General features: G+C 71.1%; 7 protein-coding genes and 2 pseudogenes. 3 read left to right on the top strand and 6 right to left on the bottom strand.

From position 1 onward, the window contains the following. Nucleotides 1–66: 66 nt before the first annotated feature. Together treS and D6270_RS24155 are read right to left on the bottom strand one after the other, a co-directional pair. Nucleotides 67–1,773, bottom strand: coding sequence for a maltose alpha-D-glucosyltransferase (gene treS / locus D6270_RS24150; RefSeq protein WP_109163529.1), 1,707 nt, complete (start codon nt 1,771–1,773; stop codon nt 67–69). Continuing rightward, nucleotides 1,770–3,788, bottom strand: coding sequence for an alpha-1,4-glucan--maltose-1-phosphate maltosyltransferase (locus tag D6270_RS24155; RefSeq protein WP_109163528.1), 2,019 nt, complete (start codon nt 3,786–3,788; stop codon nt 1,770–1,772). Before D6270_RS24155 ends, treS begins: the two co-directional genes overlap by 4 nt. A gap of 694 nt (nt 3,789–4,482) precedes the next feature. Between D6270_RS24155 and glgP the strand changes: the two are divergent. After that, nucleotides 4,483–7,154 (top strand): annotated as a pseudogene (gene glgP, locus D6270_RS24160) (alpha-glucan family phosphorylase). Between the two features lie 225 nt (nt 7,155–7,379). Then, nucleotides 7,380–8,600: an alginate lyase family protein gene (locus tag D6270_RS24165; RefSeq protein WP_109163527.1), complete on the top strand. Its 1,221-nt coding sequence runs from the start codon at nt 7,380–7,382 to the stop codon at nt 8,598–8,600. 94 nt (nt 8,601–8,694) lie between these two features. Here the strand turns inward: D6270_RS24165 and D6270_RS24170 are convergent, their stop codons facing one another. Further along, a complete protein-coding gene (locus D6270_RS24170; protein ID WP_109163526.1) occupies nt 8,695–10,737 on the bottom strand; it encodes a M4 family metallopeptidase in 2,043 nt (680 codons plus the stop codon). 390 nt (nt 10,738–11,127) lie between these two features. Continuing rightward, nucleotides 11,128–11,641 (bottom strand): annotated as a pseudogene (locus D6270_RS24175) (TetR/AcrR family transcriptional regulator); the annotation flags it as partial. A gap of 255 nt (nt 11,642–11,896) precedes the next feature. Here D6270_RS24175 and D6270_RS24180 point away from each other — a divergent pair. After that, nucleotides 11,897–12,910: an LPXTG cell wall anchor domain-containing protein gene (locus D6270_RS24180; protein ID WP_109163525.1), complete on the top strand. Its 1,014-nt coding sequence runs from the start codon at nt 11,897–11,899 to the stop codon at nt 12,908–12,910. A 58-nt stretch (nt 12,911–12,968) separates the two neighbouring features. Here D6270_RS24180 and D6270_RS24185 read toward each other — a convergent pair whose 3' ends face one another. Both D6270_RS24185 and D6270_RS24190 read right to left on the bottom strand, forming a co-directional pair. Continuing rightward, the gene (locus D6270_RS24185; RefSeq protein ID WP_109163524.1) at nt 12,969–14,933 is read right to left on the bottom strand and encodes an ABC transporter ATP-binding protein; all 1,965 of its coding nucleotides are present in this window, start codon (nt 14,931–14,933) and stop codon (nt 12,969–12,971) included. Then, nucleotides 14,930–16,951, bottom strand: coding sequence for an ABC transporter ATP-binding protein (locus D6270_RS24190; RefSeq protein ID WP_225976936.1), 2,022 nt, complete (start codon nt 16,949–16,951; stop codon nt 14,930–14,932). The genes D6270_RS24185 and D6270_RS24190 overlap by 4 nt, the downstream gene beginning before the upstream one ends. Between the last annotated feature and the right edge of the window lie 184 nt (nt 16,952–17,135).

The raw sequence follows: 17,135 nt of genomic DNA on the forward strand, positions 1-17,135 counted from the left end.
CTTTCGTCTCGGTCAGAGTGCCCCGTGCGGGGCGGTGGAAACCGCCCCGCACGGCTTGCCGCCGGGTCAGGCCGGCGGCGCGTCCTTGCGCAGCCGGAACCAGTAGAAGCCGTGCCCGGCCAGAGTCAGCAGGTAGGGCAACTGGCCGATGGCCGGGAAGCGTACCCCGCCGATCAATTCCACCGGATGACGTCCTGCGAACGATCGCAGGTCGAGTTCCGTCGGCTGCGCGAACCGCGAGAAGTTGTGCACGCACAGGACGAGGTCGTCCTTGTACTCGCGGGTGAACGCCAGCACCGCCGGGTTGGAGGACGGCAGCTCGGTGTACTCACCCAGCCCGAAGGCCGGATTCTGCTTGCGGATCTCGATCATCCGCCGGGTCCAGTGCAGCAGCGAGGACGGGGAGGCCATCGACGCTTCCACGTTGGTGACCTGGTAGCCGTAGACCGGGTCCATGATCGTGGGGAGGTAGAGCCGCCCCGGATCGCTGGAGGAGAAACCGGCGTTGCGGTCGGGCGTCCACTGCATCGGGGTGCGCACCGCGTCCCGGTCGCCCAGCCAGATGTTGTCGCCCATCCCGATCTCGTCCCCGTAGTAGAGGATCGGGGAGCCGGGCAGCGACAGCAGCAGCGCGGTGAACAGCTCGATCTGGTTGCGGTCGTTGTCCAGCAGCGGGGCCAGCCGCCTGCGGATGCCGATGTTGGCGCGCATCCGCGGGTCCTTGGCGTACTCCGCGTACATGTAGTCGCGCTCTTCGTCCGTGACCATTTCGAGGGTCAGCTCGTCATGGTTGCGCAGGAAGATGCCCCACTGGCAGTTCTTCGGGATCTCCGGGGTCTTCGCCAGGATCTCGGAGACCGGGTAGCGGCTCTCCCGTCGCACCGCCATGAAGATGCGCGGCATCACGGGGAAGTGGAACGCCATGTGGCACTCGTCGCCGCCCGCCTCGTAGTCGCCGAAGTAGTCGACGACGTCCTCGGGCCACTGGTTGGCCTCGGCGAGGAGCACGGTGTCCGGGTAGTTGGCGTCGATCTCCTTGCGGACCCGCTTGAGGAAGTGGTGGGTCTCGGGGAGGTTCTCGCAGTTGGTGCCCTCGCGCTGGTAGAGGTAGGGCACCGCGTCGACCCGGAAGCCGTCGATGCCCAGGTCCAGCCAGAACCGCAGGGCCGCCAGGATCTCCTCCTGGACCGCCGGGTTCTCGTAGTTGAGGTCCGGCTGGTGGGAGAAGAAGCGGTGCCAGTAGTACTGCTTGCGCACCGGGTCGAAGGTCCAGTTGGACGTCTCGGTGTCGACGAAGATGATCCGGGCGTCCTGGAACTGCTTGTCGTCGTCCGCCCAGACGTAGTAGTCGCCGTACGGCCCGTCGGGGTCGGAGCGGGACTGCTGGAACCACTCGTGCTGGTCGCTCGTGTGGTTCATGACGAAGTCGATGATGACGCGCATGCCCCGCTGGTGCGAGGCGTCCACGAACTCCACGAAGTCGGCGAGATCGCCGAACTCCGGCAGTACCGCGGTGTAGTCGGAGACGTCGTAACCGCCGTCGCGCAGCGGGGACTTGAAGAACGGCGGCAGCCAGAGGCAGTCGACACCGAGCCACTGGAGGTAATCCAGTTTGGCGGTGATGCCCTTGAGGTCGCCGATTCCGTCGCCGTTGGAGTCCTGGAAGGACCGGACGAGCACCTCGTAGAAGACGGCGCGCTTGAACCAGTCGGGATCACGGTCCTTGGCGGGTGTGTCCTCGAACGTGTCGTGGACAGGCTCATTGACGATCATGGTGTGGGTGACCCTCCGGTCGGCGGGGACGGTCGCAGGACGGCGATGTGCGCGGGCGTGATGCCCGGCTCTAGGCGCACATAGAAGGCCCTGCCCCAGTGATAGGTGTCGCCGGTGAGCTCGTCGCGCACCGGTACGCGCTCGTGCCCCTGAAGGCCGAGCCGCTCCATGTCCAACGAGACCGTGGCCTCCTGGGTGTGGTGAGGATCGAGGTTCACGACCACCAGAACGGTGTTCGAACCGGAACGCTTGCTGTAGACGATCAGCGACTCGTTGTCGGCGTGGTGGAAGTGCACCTCGCGCAGCTGCTGGAGCGCGGGGTTGCGTCGTCGGATCCGGTTCAGCGAGGTGATCAGGGGCGTCAGCGTGCGACCCTCGCGTTCCGCCGACTCCCAGTCCCTCGGACGCAGTTCGTACTTCTCCGAGTGCAGGTACTCCTCGCTCCCCGGCTTGGCCGGGGTGTTCTCGCACAGCTCGAACCCCGCATAGACGCCCCAGGACGGGGAGAGGGTGGCGGCGAGCACGGCCCGGGCCTCGAAGGCCGGGCGGCCGCCGTGCTGGAGGTAGCCCGGCAGGATGTCCGGGGTGTTCACGAAGAAGTTGGGCCGCATGTACGAGGCGGCCTCGCCGGACAGCTCCGTGACGTACTCGGTCAGCTCCTGCTTGGTGTTCCGCCAGGTGAAGTACGTGTACGACTGCTGGAACCCGACCGCGCCCAGGGTGTGCATCATCGCCGGGCGGGTGAACGCCTCCGCCATGAAGACGACATCGGGGTCGGTGCCGTTGATCTCGGCGATCACCTTCTCCCAGAACACCACCGGCTTGGTGTGCGGGTTGTCGACGCGGAAGACACGCACGCCGTGGTCCATCCAGAAGCGCAGGATACGTACGGTCTCCGCCACCAGACCGCGCATGTCCTTGTCGAAGGCGATCGGGTAGATGTCCTGGTACTTCTTCGGCGGGTTCTCGGCGTACGCGATCGACCCGTCGGGGCGGTGGTGGAACCAGTCCGGGTGCTCCTTGACCCACGGGTGGTCCGGGGAGCACTGGAGCGCGAAGTCCAGCGCGATCTCCATCCGGAGGTTGCGGGCCACCTCCACGAAGTGGTCGAAGTCCTCCAGCGTGCCCAGCTCCGGGTGGACCGCGTCGTGCCCGCCGTCCGGAGAGCCGATCGCCCACGGCACGCCCGGATCGTGCTCACCGGGCGTCAGCGTGTTGTCCGGGCCCTTGCGGTGGGTCGTCCCGATCGGGTGGATCGGGGGCAGGTACACGACATCGAACCCCATGGCGGCGACCGCGGGCAGCCGCTCGGCCGCCGTCCGGAACGTGCCGCTCACCAGGCGGGTCGGGGCGTCCGGCGAGGTGTCCGCCGGGTCCACCGGCACCCGCTTCGCCCCCTCCGAGCGCGGGAACAGCTCGTACCACGACCCGTACAGCGCCCGCTCGCGCTCCACGCGCACCGCCAGCGGCTTGGAGCGGGTGACCAGTTCACGCAGCGGGTACCGGGCGAGGACCGCATCGGCGGCCGGGGTCAGGGCCGCGGCCAGCCGGGCGGCCGGGGAGTGCGCGGTGTCCCGCAGCGCGTCCACCGCGGCGAGCACGGCCTCGCGCCCGTTCTTCTTCGGAACGCCGGCGGCGGCCCGCTCCAGCAGGGCCGCGCCCTCCGCGAGGACCAGATCGGTGTCGATGCCCGCAGGGATCTTGATCGCGGCGTGGTGGCGCCAGGTGGCGAGCGGATCGCCCCACGCCTCCACCGTGTACGTCCAGCGGCCCTCGGAGTCCGGGGTGATCTCGGCACCCCACCGGTCCGTGCCCGGGGCCAGCTCGCGCATCGGGGTCCACGGTCCCACCCGTCCGCTCGGATCGCGCAGGACGACATTGGCCGCCACCGCGTCGTGGCCTTCACGGAAGACGGTGGCGGTGACCTGGAAGGTCTCACCGACGACGGCCTTCGCCGGACGTCTGCCGCAGTCGACGAGGGGACGGACGTCCAGGACGGGAATACGACCGATCATGGAATCACCTGGGGGCTGGAGGAGCTCGGCGTGCACGGGCGACGGCGCCGACGCGGAGGACCGACCGCGCGTGCCGCGATGATGGGGATCTGTCCTTTGTAGCTGCTCAGCTGTCTGCTGACGGGCTGTGGGCATGGCCGCTCCTGTCCGCGTTCACTCGAATGGCACTCGAATGGGTGGGTCGCGGGGGTTTCGTGCATGTTTCGGATGCACCGAGAAGGTGCGCGGGCCGGGTCGCGCTGCGTACCGGGAAAGCCTTCCCCGCGTTCGCTCACGGGAAATCCGGCGCTGTGTTAACTACTCGGTGGTAGCCGGTCGGTCAGGTCCGGGTCAGGGTCCGACGGCGCCCGGCGTGCGCCCCCGCGGCGTACGGAGGTCCGAAGCGCCCTCACAGGTTCCGGATACCCGCTGAGCGGCGCCACACGGCAGCCTTCCTTGTGACAGGAAGGTCCACAAGGCTGCGTACGGGCAGGAAATCGGCCAAACCCGCAGCTGAAGGCTGGGGTGGGTGAGGGCCGGTGGCACGCCTGGTGCTCCTGTGGGGAGGCGTGCGGCGCCCGGGGCCGGACTCCGTGAGCCGTCCACGCGCCGTGGTGGCGGACCACGGACGGCCGCTACCGTCAGGGGTGACGGAAGGGACGCACACCGTGGTGCGTCCGCTCGGATGCGCAAGTCCCCTGTAAAGGTGGAGTACGTGAAGGCCATTCGTCGATTCACCGTGCGTCCTGTCCTCCCCGAACCCCTCCGACCCCTCCACGACCTCGCGCGCAACCTGCGCTGGTCGTGGCACACCGAGACCCGCGAGCTCTTCCGGTCCGCCGACCCCGAGGGGTGGCGGCCCGCGGACGCCGACCCCGTACGCCTGCTCGGCTCTCTCACCGCCGGGCGCCTGGCCGAACTGGGCCGGGACCAGGAGTACCTGGGCCGCCTGGCCGAGGCCTCCGCCGATCTGAAGGAGTATCTGGACGGCCCCCGCTGGTATCAGGAACAGCAGGCCGCCGGTGCGGAACTCCCCGCCGCCGTGGCCTACTTCTCACCCGAGTTCGGCGTCACCGCCGCACTGCCGCAGTACAGCGGCGGCCTCGGCATCCTCGCCGGCGACCACCTCAAGGCCGCCAGCGACCTGGGCGTCCCGCTCATCGGCGTCGGCCTGCTCTACCGGCACGGCTACTTCCGCCAGAGCCTCTCCCGCGAGGGCTGGCAGCAGGAGCACTATCCGGTCCTCGACCCCAACGAACTCCCCCTCGACCTGGTCCGCGAGGCCGACGGCACCCCTGCCCGGGTGGTGCTCGCCCTGCCCGGCGGGCGCTCGCTGTACGCCTGCATCTGGCTGGCCCGGGTCGGCCGCGTCCCGCTCCTCCTCCTCGACTCCGACGTCGAGGAGAACGCACCCGGCGAGCGCGACGTCACCGACCGGCTCTACGGCGGCGGCAGCGACCACCGCCTCCTCCAGGAGATGCTGCTCGGCATCGGCGGGGTGCGCGCCGTGCGCACCTGGTGCCGGCTCACCCGGACCCCGGAGCCGGAGGTGTTCCACACCAACGAGGGCCACGCCGGTTTCCTCGGCCTGGAGCGCATCCGCGAACTGACCGCAGAGGGAATCGACTTCGACGCGGCCCTCGAAGTGGTCCGGGCCGGGACCGTCTTCACCACCCACACCCCGGTGCCCGCCGGGATAGACCGTTTCGACCGGCAGCTGATCGCCCGCCACTTCGGCGACGACGGCGAGCTGAGCGGCGTACCGGCGGAGAAGATCCTGCCGCTGGGCCGGGAGACCTACCCCGGCGGCGAGCCCGAGCTGTTCAACATGGCGGTGATGGGGCTCCGGCTCGCCCAGCGCGCCAACGGCGTCTCCACCCTGCACGGGGCCGTCAGCCGGGAGATGTTCTCCGGGCTCTGGCCGGGCTTCGACCCGGCCGACGTGCCGATCACCTCCGTCACCAACGGGGTGCACGCCCCGACCTGGGTCGCCCCCGAGGTCTTCGCGCTCGGCGCCGGACAGGTCGGCACCGGCCGCGCCCACCAGGTGCTGGCGGGCGGACCGGTGGACGGCGAGCCCTCCGAGGAGCGGACCGGCACCCCGCGCCGCTGGGACGCGGTCGGCGGGATCGGCGACCAGGAGATCTGGGCGCTGCGCCGCGAGCTGCGCGGCCAGCTGGTGACCGAGGTCCGCCGCCGCCTCTACGCCTCCTGGCGTCGGCGCGGCGCGGGCACCGCCGAGCTGGGCTGGATCGACGATGTCCTCGACCCGGACGTCCTCACCATCGGCTTCGCCCGCCGCGTCCCCTCGTACAAGCGTCTGACGCTGATGCTGCGTGACCGCGACCGGCTGCGGGCGCTCCTCCTGCACCCCACGCACCCGATCCAGATCGTGGTCGCGGGCAAGGCCCACCCCGCCGACGACGGCGGCAAGCGGCTGGTCCAGGAGCTGGTGCGGTTCGCGGACGACCCGCGCGTGCGCCACCGCATCGTCTTCCTGCCGGACTACGGCATGGGCATGGCGCAGAAGCTCTACCCGGGGTGCGACGTCTGGCTCAACAACCCGCTGCGCCCGCTGGAGGCGTGCGGCACGAGCGGGATGAAGGCGGCGCTCAACGGCTGCCTCAACCTCTCCGTGCGCGACGGCTGGTGGGACGAGTGGTTCGAGCCGGACTTCGGCTGGGAGATCCCCACCGCCGACGGCTCGGCGGTCGACGAGGACCGGCGCGACGAGCTGGAGTCCAACGCCCTGTACGCCCTGATCGAGGACCGGGTCGCCCCGCGCTTCTACGACCGGGGCGCCACGGACCTGCCGGACCGGTGGATCGAGATGGTCCGCTCCACCCTGGTCAACCTGGGTCCGAAGGTGCTCGCGGGCGGATGGTGCGCGAGTACGTGGAGCGGCTCTACGCACCCGCCGCGCGGGCCCGGCGGGCGCTCGGCCCGGCGGTGGCGCGGGACCTCGCCCAGTGGAAGGCGAAGGTCCGGGCGGCCTGGCCGAAAGTCTCCGTGGACCATGTGGAGTCGGTCACCGACACGGTGGCGGGCGGTTCGGCGGAGCTGGGGGCGACGCTGTCGCTCCGGGTACGGATCGCCCTCGGCGGCCTCGACCCGGACGATGTGGAGGTGCAGGTCGTCGCGGGCCGGGTGGACTCGGCCGATGCCATCGCGGACGCCCAGGTCTTCCCGCTGAAGCCGGCGGGCGGCCATGACCTGGAGGACCGCTGGCTCTACGAGGGCCCGCTCGCCCTGGACCGGACGGGACCGTACGGCTACACCGTGCGCGTTCTGCCCTCGCACGAACTGCTCGCTTCCGGAGCAGAGTTGGGCCTGGTGGCGGTGCCGAACGAGGCGACGGGGGAGGGCGCCGGCGTGCTGATGCGCTGAGCGGCGTCGTTCTGAGGGCCCGGTACCGCGATGCGCGGTGCCGGGCCCTTCGGCTGTCGGAGGGGTCTGTGTTCGTGTGGTGAACACAGAGCCTTGACGTGTTCATGGGATGGCTTTACGTTCCTCACGCATCACCGGGTTCACCATGCGGCCCCATGTTCACGTACGTGAACTCCCTTACCGGGCACCGCCGTTGGACCATCACCGCTCCGGAAGGCACCCCACATGCGTACCGGCACCATCCCCCGCGTACTCGCCACCGCCGTCGGCCTGGCCGCGCTGCTCACCACCGCCCTCGCCGCCCCCGCCCTGGCGGAGAAGGCCCCGGCCGCCGCGCCCGCACCCGCCCCGGCGGCCGCGCCGGCCACCTTCACCCACCCCGGCGTCCTCGTCAGCCGCCCCCAGCTGGACTTCGTCCGGGGCAGGGTCCAGGCGGGCGCCCAGCCCTGGAAGGGCGCGTACGACCAGATGATGGGGAGCAAGTACGCCTCCCTCGCGCGGACCGCCAAGCCTCGCGCGATCGTCGAGTGCGGCTCGTACTCCAACCCCAACAACGGCTGCACCGACGAGCGTGAGGACGCGATCGCCGCGTACACGCTCTCGCTGGCCTGGTACATCACCCAGGACAGCCGGTACGCGCAGAAGGCGATCGAGATCATGGACGCCTGGTCGGCCGTGATCCGGGACCACACCAACAGCAACGCCCCGCTCCAGACCGGCTGGGCCGGCTCCTCCTGGCCGAGGGCCGCCGAGATCATCAAGCACACCTACAGCAGCTGGCCCAACTCCGGCCGTTTCGGAACCATGTTGCGCAACGTGTACCTGCCCGAGGTCACCAACGGCTCCCACTCCAACGGCAACTGGGAGCTGTCGATGACCGAGGCGGCGATCGGGATCTCGGTCTTCCTGGAGGACCGCGCCGCCTACGACAAGGCCGTCTCCAAGTTCCGCGGGCGGGTACCGGCGTACATCTACGTGACCGCCGACGGTGCGCTGCCCAAGGTGGCGCCGGGCAGCGGACTCGACACCCGGGCCAAAGTCATCAACTACTGGCAGGGCCAGTCCACCTTCGTGGACGGGCTCTCCCAGGAGACCTGCCGCGATCTGACCCACACCGGTTACGGCATCTCGGCCATCGCGCACATCGCGGAGACCAGCCGGATCCAGGGCCAGGACCTCTACCCCGAGGTCGCCGACCGGTTGCGGCACGCGATGGGGCTGCACGCCAAGCACCAGCTGGGCACGCCCGTGCCGTCCTCGCTCTGCGGCGGATCGCTCAAGGACAGCCTCGGTCCGATCACGGAGGTCGGGTTCAACGCCCTGTCCAACCGCCTCGGTTACGCGATGACCAACACCCAGACGCTGACCGAGCGGCAGCGGCCGGCCGGGTCCAACAACCTGTTCGTGGCCTGGGAGACGCTGACCCACGCCGGCAACCCCGCCTGAACGGGCCTGGGCTGAGCATGGCGAACGGCCCGGCGGGGGAGCAGAACCCCTGCCGGGCCGTTCGGTCATGTGGTGGTGCGACGGTGCGGTGGGATCAGAAGGTGAGCTTGACGCTGTTGATCCGGCCCGTGTCCGAGCGGTACACGTCCTGGACCTTCAGCTTCCACTCGCCGTTGGCCACCTTGGACGAGGCGTTGACCGTGTAGGTCGCCACCACGTTGGCCGCGGAGTCCGAGGCGGAGGAGTTCTTCAGGCGGAAGGTGCCGCCGTCCGGGGCCACCAGGTCGACGACCAGGTCACCGCGGTAGGTGTGGGTGATGTTCACGTCCACCTTGAGCGCGCTCGGGGCGTTGCCCGTGACGCCGGTGACGTTGACCGCGCTGGTGACGGCCGCGCCCGCGTCCGGGATGTTCACCACGGTGGTGTTCTGGAAGACCTTGCCACCCGGGTCGGGGTCGCCGCCGCCGGGGCGGGCGCCGACGTTGATGGCGGCCCAGGCGTTGGCCACGGCCGCGTACTCGGCGCTGGTGGCGCCGTACAGCTCACTGGCGACCGCGAGCGTGCCGGTGCGGGCAGCGGCGTAGTTGGTCGTCGAGGTGAACTTGGTGGTGAGCGCCTTGAACCAGATCAGCGACGCCTTGTCCCGGCCGATGCCGGTGACCGGCAGCCCGTCGGAGGTGGGGGAGTCGTAGCTGACACCGTTGATCGTCTTGGCGCCGCTGCCCTCGGAGAGCAGGTAGTACCAGTGGTTGGCCGGGCCCGAGGAGTAGTGGACGTCGATGTTGCCGATGCCGGAGTACCAGGCGTCCTTGGAGCTGCCGTCCTTGCTCGGCTTGTCCATGTAGCGCAGCGGGGTGCCGTTGCCGCGGATGTCGATCTTCTCGCCGACCAGGTAGTCGCCCTGGTCCTGCGCGTTGTTGGCGTGGAACTCCACGGCCGCGGCGAAGATGTCGGACGTCGCCTCGTTGAGGCCGCCGGACTCACCGCTGTAGACCAGCTTGGCCGTGACCGAGGTCAGGCCGTGGGTCATCTCGTGGGCGGCCACGTCGATGGAGGTCAGCGGCTTGACGTTGCCGTCGCCGTCGCCGTACGTCATGCAGAAGCAGCTGTCCTGCCAGAAGGCGTTGACGTAGTTGTTGCCGTAGTGGACGCGGGAGTACGCCCCGACGCCGTCACCGCGCAGGCCGTTGCGGCCGTGCACGTTCTTGTAGTAGTCCCAGGTGAGCGCGGCGCCGTAGTGGGCGTCGGCGCCGGCCGTCTCGGCGTTCTGGGGGGTGCCGTTGCCCCAGACGTCGGTCGACTTGGAGAACAGCGTGCCGGTGCCGGAGGTGCCCCGGTTGAGGTTGTACGTCTTGTGGTTGCCGCGCGTGGTGTCGGTCAGCGTGTACGAGGGCGCGGTGCCCAGTGTCACCTGGCCGCTGTACTGGGTGTTGCCGGTCCCGTTGTGGACCGCCTGGTACTCGTACAGCTTCTCGCCGGAGGTCGCGTCGGTGATGACGTGGAGCTCGTTCGGGGTGCCGTCGTGCTGGAGTCCGCCGACGACCGTCTCGTACGCGAGCTGCGGGGAGCCGCCGCCCAGCCAGACGACCTTGCGCGGTGCCTTCTCCGCCTTCGTCGCCTTCGAGCCCTCCGTCTTCGCCGCACCGAGCGCCTGCTTCTCGGCGGCGGCCGGGGCCACGTCGGCGGTGAGGCCGACGGCCTTCAGCTGCGCGGTGGTCGCCTTCGACGCCTTGACGACGCTGAGGGTCTTGCCGGCCGTGGTCTCCTGGACCACCAGGTCGCCGCCGAGGACGGGGAGCCCGTCGAGGGTGCGCTCGTAACGGGTGTGCGTGGTGCCGTCCCGGTCCTGGACGACATCGCGGACGACGAGCTTCTCCGTGGCGCCGAGCCCGAGCTGCTTGGCGGTGGCCGCCTTGGTGGCGTCGGCCTCGCTGAGCAGTGCGGCGCGCTGGGCGGGGGAGATCTTGGCGGGGAGCGAACCCGGGTCGGCCTTCGTGCCGGCGGTGATCCCGCCGGCGGGGGCGGCCGAGGCCGGGGTGGCGGTGGCGGGGCCGGACTGCAGTCCGACGGCGATCATGGCTGCTGCGGCTATCAGAGCGCCGGTCGCGGTGGCGCGACGGCTGGGCGTGGATCTCACGCTGACTCCTTCTGCGAGGGGGGTTACCGGCGGCGCTGGATGGGCCGTCCGGCTCGGTGCAGGCGGTGCGCAGAACGGGGTGAAGAGTGTCAGCAGACGGCTACGCCTGTCAGGAGCGCGTCAAGAACTTGGCCGGAATTCGTTCGTTGCCGGAAAGGCCATGTTCGTTAAGCGGACGTTTCGCCGATCATTGCCGGAATGTTGCCGGGATGTGTGAAGGCCCGCATTCACAGGGTGGGCACAGGTTCGGTACGTCCGGGGCACATGCGAGCGGCACGCCCGGAAGCGGTTACCGCCCACCTGGTGAGACGGGGGCGGGTTCTGGCCAGATCCCGCCAGCGGAAGGGGGTGGTCCGCGCGCTGTGCCGCTCGGCGCGCTCGGGCCGGGGCGGCGTCCGCAGGGTGCACCGCGTCCAGCAGCCCCGTACGAACCGGTCCAGGTCGTCCAGCCCCGCCGCCGCCGGTGTGCCCGGGCCGCCCCCAGCGGATGCGGGATCGCCGCGTGCGGCGCGCGCGTGACGGTGGCCGCCCGCCGCGGGGTGACGGTCGGTCCGGCGGACCGCTGGGTCGTCTCGAACCCCGCGGAGTCGCCGCTCGCCGTCGGGCCGAGGAGGGCGGCGAGCCAGGGACGCCGGGCTGCCTCCGCCCGGAGCTCCAGATGGGCGAGGGGGCGGGGGCGGCCGGGTCCGGCGACGTTCTCCAGGAGAGTGCGGAACGGTGCGGTCAGCCCCTCGCGGTCGGCGGGGCCCGGTCCGGCGGCGGGCTGGGCGGTGAGTGCGAGGTACTGCTCCAGGCGGCGCTCGGCGACCGCCCGCAGCACCGCGTCCCGGGTCGGGAGATAGTTCTTGGTGGTCCCGTCCGGCGCTTCGGCCGCCCGGTCCACGGCCCGGTGGGTGAGGCCGCGGGCCCGGCTGCGCGAGGCGGCGGTGCGGCCGCTGCCGGGATGAGGTCCGCCCGGATGCGCGCTTTGTGTGCTTCTTGTGAACGAGCTGTGTGCTTGCTCACACGGTTCGTTCGCCTCGCGGGTACAACCCCGTACCCCGCATGGCAGTCAGACCCATTGGCCTCACCCGTGTCTCCCTCCACCTCGAACTCGGACGGCCCTCCCAGCCTTCGTGTCGCCCCGGCGGCACCCAGACTCTCCAGAGGACCTCATCGCATGAAGATCCGCCGCGCACTGGCCGTCGCAGCAGCGACCGCCGTACTCACTCCGGTCACCCTCCTGACGTCCTCCGCCGCTTTCGCGACCTCCTCGCCGGCCCCGGAGACCACCGAGAGCTCCCCGGCACCGGAGGAGTCCGAGACGAGCCCGGCGCCCGAGGAGTCCGAGACGAGCCCCGCCCCCGAGGAGTCGGAGACCTCTCCCGCGCCGGTGGAGAGCGAGACGAGCCCCGCCGCCGAGGAGCCCGCCCTGACCCCGTCGGAGAGCGCCACCACCCCCGCGCCGAAGCCGACCGTCACCTCGCCGGCCGACATCTGCGACGGCACGGAGGAGCCGACGTTCGACAAGAACCTCCGCACCACGCTCTCCGGCCTCCCCTCCAAGGTCGTCGCGGGCAGCGGCTTCCACGGCTTCAAGCTCAACGTGGTCAACAAGGGCGACAACTCCTACCAGCGCGTCGACCTCGGTGTCTTCGCCGCGCAGGTCGACACCGAGACGTGGGAGGAGACCACCGGCCACCTCACGCTCCAGTTCAAGGACCCGGAGACGGGCGTCTGGACCGCCATATCGCTGGACGAGGACGACGAGACCTCCGGCTACCTCGGCTACACCGACATCAAGGCCAAGGAGTCCTTCTCGATCGACCTGCGGCTGAGCGTGGACAAGAAGGCGCCCGCGGGCTTCGGCTTCGCCCTCACCATCGGCCTCTACGCCGACGACAAGGGCAACTGCGTCTTCGCCGACAGCGAGCAGTTCTACGAGTTCGACGTCCTCGCCGCCGGCACCGCCCCGGGCAAGCCCAACGAGGCCGAGCCCCAGGAGGGCGGCAAGAAGCCCCTGCCGGCCAAGCCCGTCGGCAACAGCCAGGTCAAGCCCGAGGGCACCCTCGCCCAGACCGGTTCGGACTCCAACCTGCCGGTCATCGCGACCATCGGCGGCGTGGCGGTCCTCGCCGGCGCCGGTGTCGTCTTCGCGCTGGGCCGCCGCCGCAAGGGCGGCGCCACCGCCTGACGTACGTGAGGGGGGTGCCGCCGCCCGGCCGGGCGGCGGCACCCCCCTCACCGTTCGCTCAGACCAGGCTGTCCTTCCACGTCCGGTGCAGCCCGGCGAACCGCCCCGTACCGCCGATGAGTTCGGCCGGCGCACCGTCCTCCACGATGCGGCCGCCCTCCATCACCAGCACCCGGTCCGCGATCTCCACGGTGGACAGGCGGTGGGCGATCACCACCGCCGTACGGCCGTGCAGCACCGTGTCCATGGCGCGCTGTACCGCCCGCTCGCCGGGGACGTCCAGGGAGCTGGTCGCCTCGTCGAGGATCAGCACCGCCGGGTCCGCCAGCAGGGCACGGGCGAAGGCGACCAACTGACGCTGGCCCGCCGAGATCCGGCCGCCCCGCTTCCGTACATCCGTGTCGTACCCCTCGGGCAGCGCGGCGATGAAGTCGTGCGCGCCGATCGCCTTCGCCGCCCGTTCGATCTCGTCACGGGTGGCGTCCGGGCGGCCGATCGCGATGTTCTCCGCCACCGTCCCGGAGAACAGGAACGCCTCCTGCGTCACCATCACCACGCCCTTGCGCAGCTCGGCCGTGGCCAGGTCGCGCAGGTCCACCCCGTCCAGCAGGACCCGGCCGTCGGTCGGGTCGTAGAACCGGGCCAGCAGCTTGGCCAGCGTCGACTTGCCCGCGCCCGTGGAGCCGACGACCGCCACCGTGGCGCCCGCGGGGATGCGCAGGTCGAAGGTGGGCAGCACCTCGCCGCCCGTACGGTAGGCGAACCGCACCCCGTCGAAGACGACCTCCCGGCCCGGGAAGTCGCCGGAGCGGGCGGGCAGCTCCTTCGGGTCCGCCGCCACCGGGACCGTCGGGGTCTGGGCCAGCAGGCCCGCGATCTTCTCCAGCGAGGCCGCCGCCGACTGGTAGGAGTTGAGGAACATCCCCAGCCGGTCGATCGGGTCGTAGAGCCGCCGCAGATACAGCACCGCCGCCGCCAGTACCCCGAGCGCCAGCGTCCCGTCGGCCACCCGGTAGGCGCCCCACAGGACCATCGCGGCGACCGCCGTGTTGGCGACCAGCCGGGAGCCGATGACGTAACGCGCCATCTCCAGCAGCGCGTCCCCGTTGCGCCGCTCGTGCACCTGGTTGAGCGAGGCGAACGCGGCGTCGTTGGACCGCTCCCGGCGGAACGCCTGGACCGGCCGGATGCCGTTCATGGTCTCCGCGAACTTGACGATCACCGAGGCGATCGCCGTCGACCGCGCCCCGTACACCACGGCCGCGCGCCGCCGGTAGAGCCGTACCAGCAGATACAGCGGTACGAAGGAGAGCACCGCGATCCCTCCGATGCCGAGGTCCAGCCAGAGCAGGACCAGCCCGATCGACACGAAGGAGAGGACGACGGTGATCAGCTCCTGGAGCCCCTCGCTCAGCAGCTCCTGGAGGGATTCGACGTCCGTGGTGGAGCGGGAGATCAGCCGTCCCGAGGTGTAGCGCTCGTGGAAGTCCACGCTCAGCGCCTGGGCGTGGCGGAAGATCCGGCCGCGCAGGTCCAGCAGCGCGTCCTGGTTGATGCGGGCCGAGCCCCGGACGAACGCGTACTGGAGCACCCCCGCGCCCACCGAGCAGAGCAGGTAGCCCACCGCGACCGCGATCAGCGGCCCGTAGTCGTGGTCCCGGAAGGCCGGGACCCCGCTGTCGATCGCGTACGCCACCAGCAGCGGGCCCGCCTGGATCGCCGCCTGCTGGAGGATCAGCAGCAGCGCGGCCACCACCACCCGGCCGCGCATGGGGGAGAGGAGGGAGAACAGGAGCGCCCGGGTCGCGCCGCGCGGTGCGGGCAGGTCGTCCTGGTCGAAGGGGTCGCCGGGTCCCTCGGCCGCGGGTCCCTTCGGTCCGGCCCCCTCCGGCTCACGTCCCTCCGGCTCGGGTCCCTTGGACGAGGCTCCCTTCGGTGCGGGTGCCTGGGCCGTCCGGCCGGGCTCCGGGCCGTCGTCGTCACCGGGGGCGGTGCGCGTGGCGTCGTTCGTGGTCGTGGTCATCGGCGACTGCCCTCCTCGGCGGGGATCTGGTGAGTGGGGGACCCGGTGGTCACGGGGCCGGGGCCCGCGGTGACGGGCCGCACGCCGGGTGACGTGACCTCGGATCCGCCCGTGCCCGGCTCCGCCCCGGGGCTGCCGACACCGGGGTCCGCCTCAGGGCCGCCCGTGGCCGAGCCCGGCTCCGCCCCCGGGTTGCCCGCGCCCGGCTCCGCCCCGGCGTCACCTCCCGTATCAGCGCCCCCGCCACCTCCGCCCGGCTCCGCCCCCGACATCAGCCATGCGTACTCCGCGTTCGACCGCAGCAGCTCCTGGTGCGTGCCCACCGCCGCGATCCGGCCCTCCGACAGCAGCGCCACCCGGTCCGCCAGCATCACGGTCGAGGGGCGGTGCGCCACCACCACCGCCGTGGTCTCCTCCAGCACCTGGCGCAGCGCCGCCTCCACCAGCGTCTCCGTGTGCACGTCGAGTGCCGAGAGCGGGTCGTCCAGCACCAGGAAGCGCGGTTCGCCCACCACCGCACGGGCCAGGGCGAGGCGTTGGCGCTGGCCGCCGGAGAGGCTCAGGCCCTGCTCGCCGACCTCCGTGTCCAGGCCCGCCGGCAGCTCGTGCACGAAGCCGGCCTGGGCCACCGCGAGCGCTCGCCGCACCTGGTCCTCGTCCGCGTCCTCGGCGCCCATCCGCACGTTCTCGCCGACCGTCGCGGAGAACAGCGTCGGCTCCTCGAACGCCACCGACACCAGCTCCCGCAGCCGCGAGCGCTCCATCGTGGCGATGTCCTCACCGTCCAGCGTGATCCGGCCGCCGGTCACCTCGTGCAGCCGGGGGACCAGTGCGGTGAGCGTGGTCTTGCCAGAGCCCGTACCGCCCACCAGGGCCAGCGTCTCGCCGGGCCGCACCTGGAGGTCGATCCGGGCCAGGACCGGCGGCGAGCCCGGCTCCGCGTCCGGGTAGCGGAACTCCACGCCCTCGAACACCATCCCGGCGGGCGCGTCCGGCGCACCCGCGCGGGCGGCCGCCGCACCTTCCTCCTCCGCCGCGTCCATCACCTCGAAGTACCGGTCGGTCGCGGTCGCCGACTCCTGGCTCATCGCCAGCAGGAACCCGATCGACTCCACCGGCCACCGCAGCGCGAGCGCCGTCGAGAGGAAGGCGACCAGGGTGCCCGCCGAGAGCGAGCCGTCCGCCACCTGGATCGTGCCGAGCACCAGCGCAGCCCCGATCGCCAGCTCCGGGATGGCCGTGATGAGCGCCCAGATCCCGGCGAGCAGCCGGGCCTTGCCCAGCTCCGTGGCGCGCAGCCGCTGCGAGAGTGCCTTGAAGGCCTTCGCCTGGCTGCGGTGGCGGCCGAAGCCCTTGACGATCCGGATGCCGAGCACGCTCTCCTCGACGACCGTGGTCAGATCGCCGACCTGGTCCTGCGCCTTCCGCGCCACCAGCGAATACTTCGTCTCGAAGACCGAGCACAGGATGATCAGCGGCACCGCCGGCGCCAGCAGCACCAGCCCGAGCGACCAGTCCTGCGCGAACAGGATGACGAAACCGACCAGGATCGTCGCCGCGTTGACGACCAGGAACGTCAGCGGGAACGCCAGGAACATCCGCAGCAGCATCAGGTCCGTCGTGCCGCGCGACAGCAACTGGCCCGAGGGCCACCGGTCGTGGAAGGCCACCGGCAGCCGTTGCAGATGGCGGTAGAGGTCGGCCCGCATCGACGCCTCGACCCCGGCCAGCGGACGCGCCACCAGCCACCGCCGGAACCCGAACAGCACGGCCTCCGCGATGCCGAGCAGCAGCAGGTACAGCGCGCCCAGCCAGACGCCGCCCGGGTCCCGGTCGGCCACCGGCCCGTCCACCATCCACTTCAGGATCAGCGGGATCACCAGCGACAGACAGGACGCCACGATCGCCACGAGGGCGGCGGTGAACAGGCGGACCCGTACCGGGCGGACATAGGGCCACAGACGCAGGAGGGAGCGCACGGCGGACCGGTCCGTGCGCTCTGCAGGCTTTTCGGGCATCAGAACCGACTGTACGTTTCACCACTGACATCGGTCCTCCCAATTTCGGCCGGAGGCCGCGCCGTCCCGAGCCGGAGAGCCCGCCGTGTCCACAGGTCGTACCCCGGGGTCAACCGATCGGTTGATGCGACGCCGAGCGTGATGACGGATACCGTCCGCTCCCGCCCGCCGGAACCCTGGGGGC

The organism is Streptomyces griseus subsp. griseus, from assembly GCF_003610995.1.
Taxonomy (GTDB): Bacteria; Actinomycetota; Actinomycetes; order Streptomycetales; family Streptomycetaceae; genus Streptomyces.

Coding starts and splice junctions, on each gene's coding strand:
- D6270_RS24190 (WP_225976936.1), bottom strand. CDS start 16,951: ATGCCCGAAAAGCCTGCAGAGCGCACGGACCGGTCCGCCGTGCGCTCC.
- D6270_RS24180 (WP_109163525.1), top strand. CDS start 11,897: ATGAAGATCCGCCGCGCACTGGCCGTCGCAGCAGCGACCGCCGTACTC.
- D6270_RS24165 (WP_109163527.1), top strand. CDS start 7,380: ATGCGTACCGGCACCATCCCCCGCGTACTCGCCACCGCCGTCGGCCTG.
- D6270_RS24155 (WP_109163528.1), bottom strand. CDS start 3,788: ATGATCGGTCGTATTCCCGTCCTGGACGTCCGTCCCCTCGTCGACTGC.
- D6270_RS24185 (WP_109163524.1), bottom strand. CDS start 14,933: ATGACCACGACCACGAACGACGCCACGCGCACCGCCCCCGGTGACGAC.
- treS (WP_109163529.1), bottom strand. CDS start 1,773: ATGATCGTCAATGAGCCTGTCCACGACACGTTCGAGGACACACCCGCC.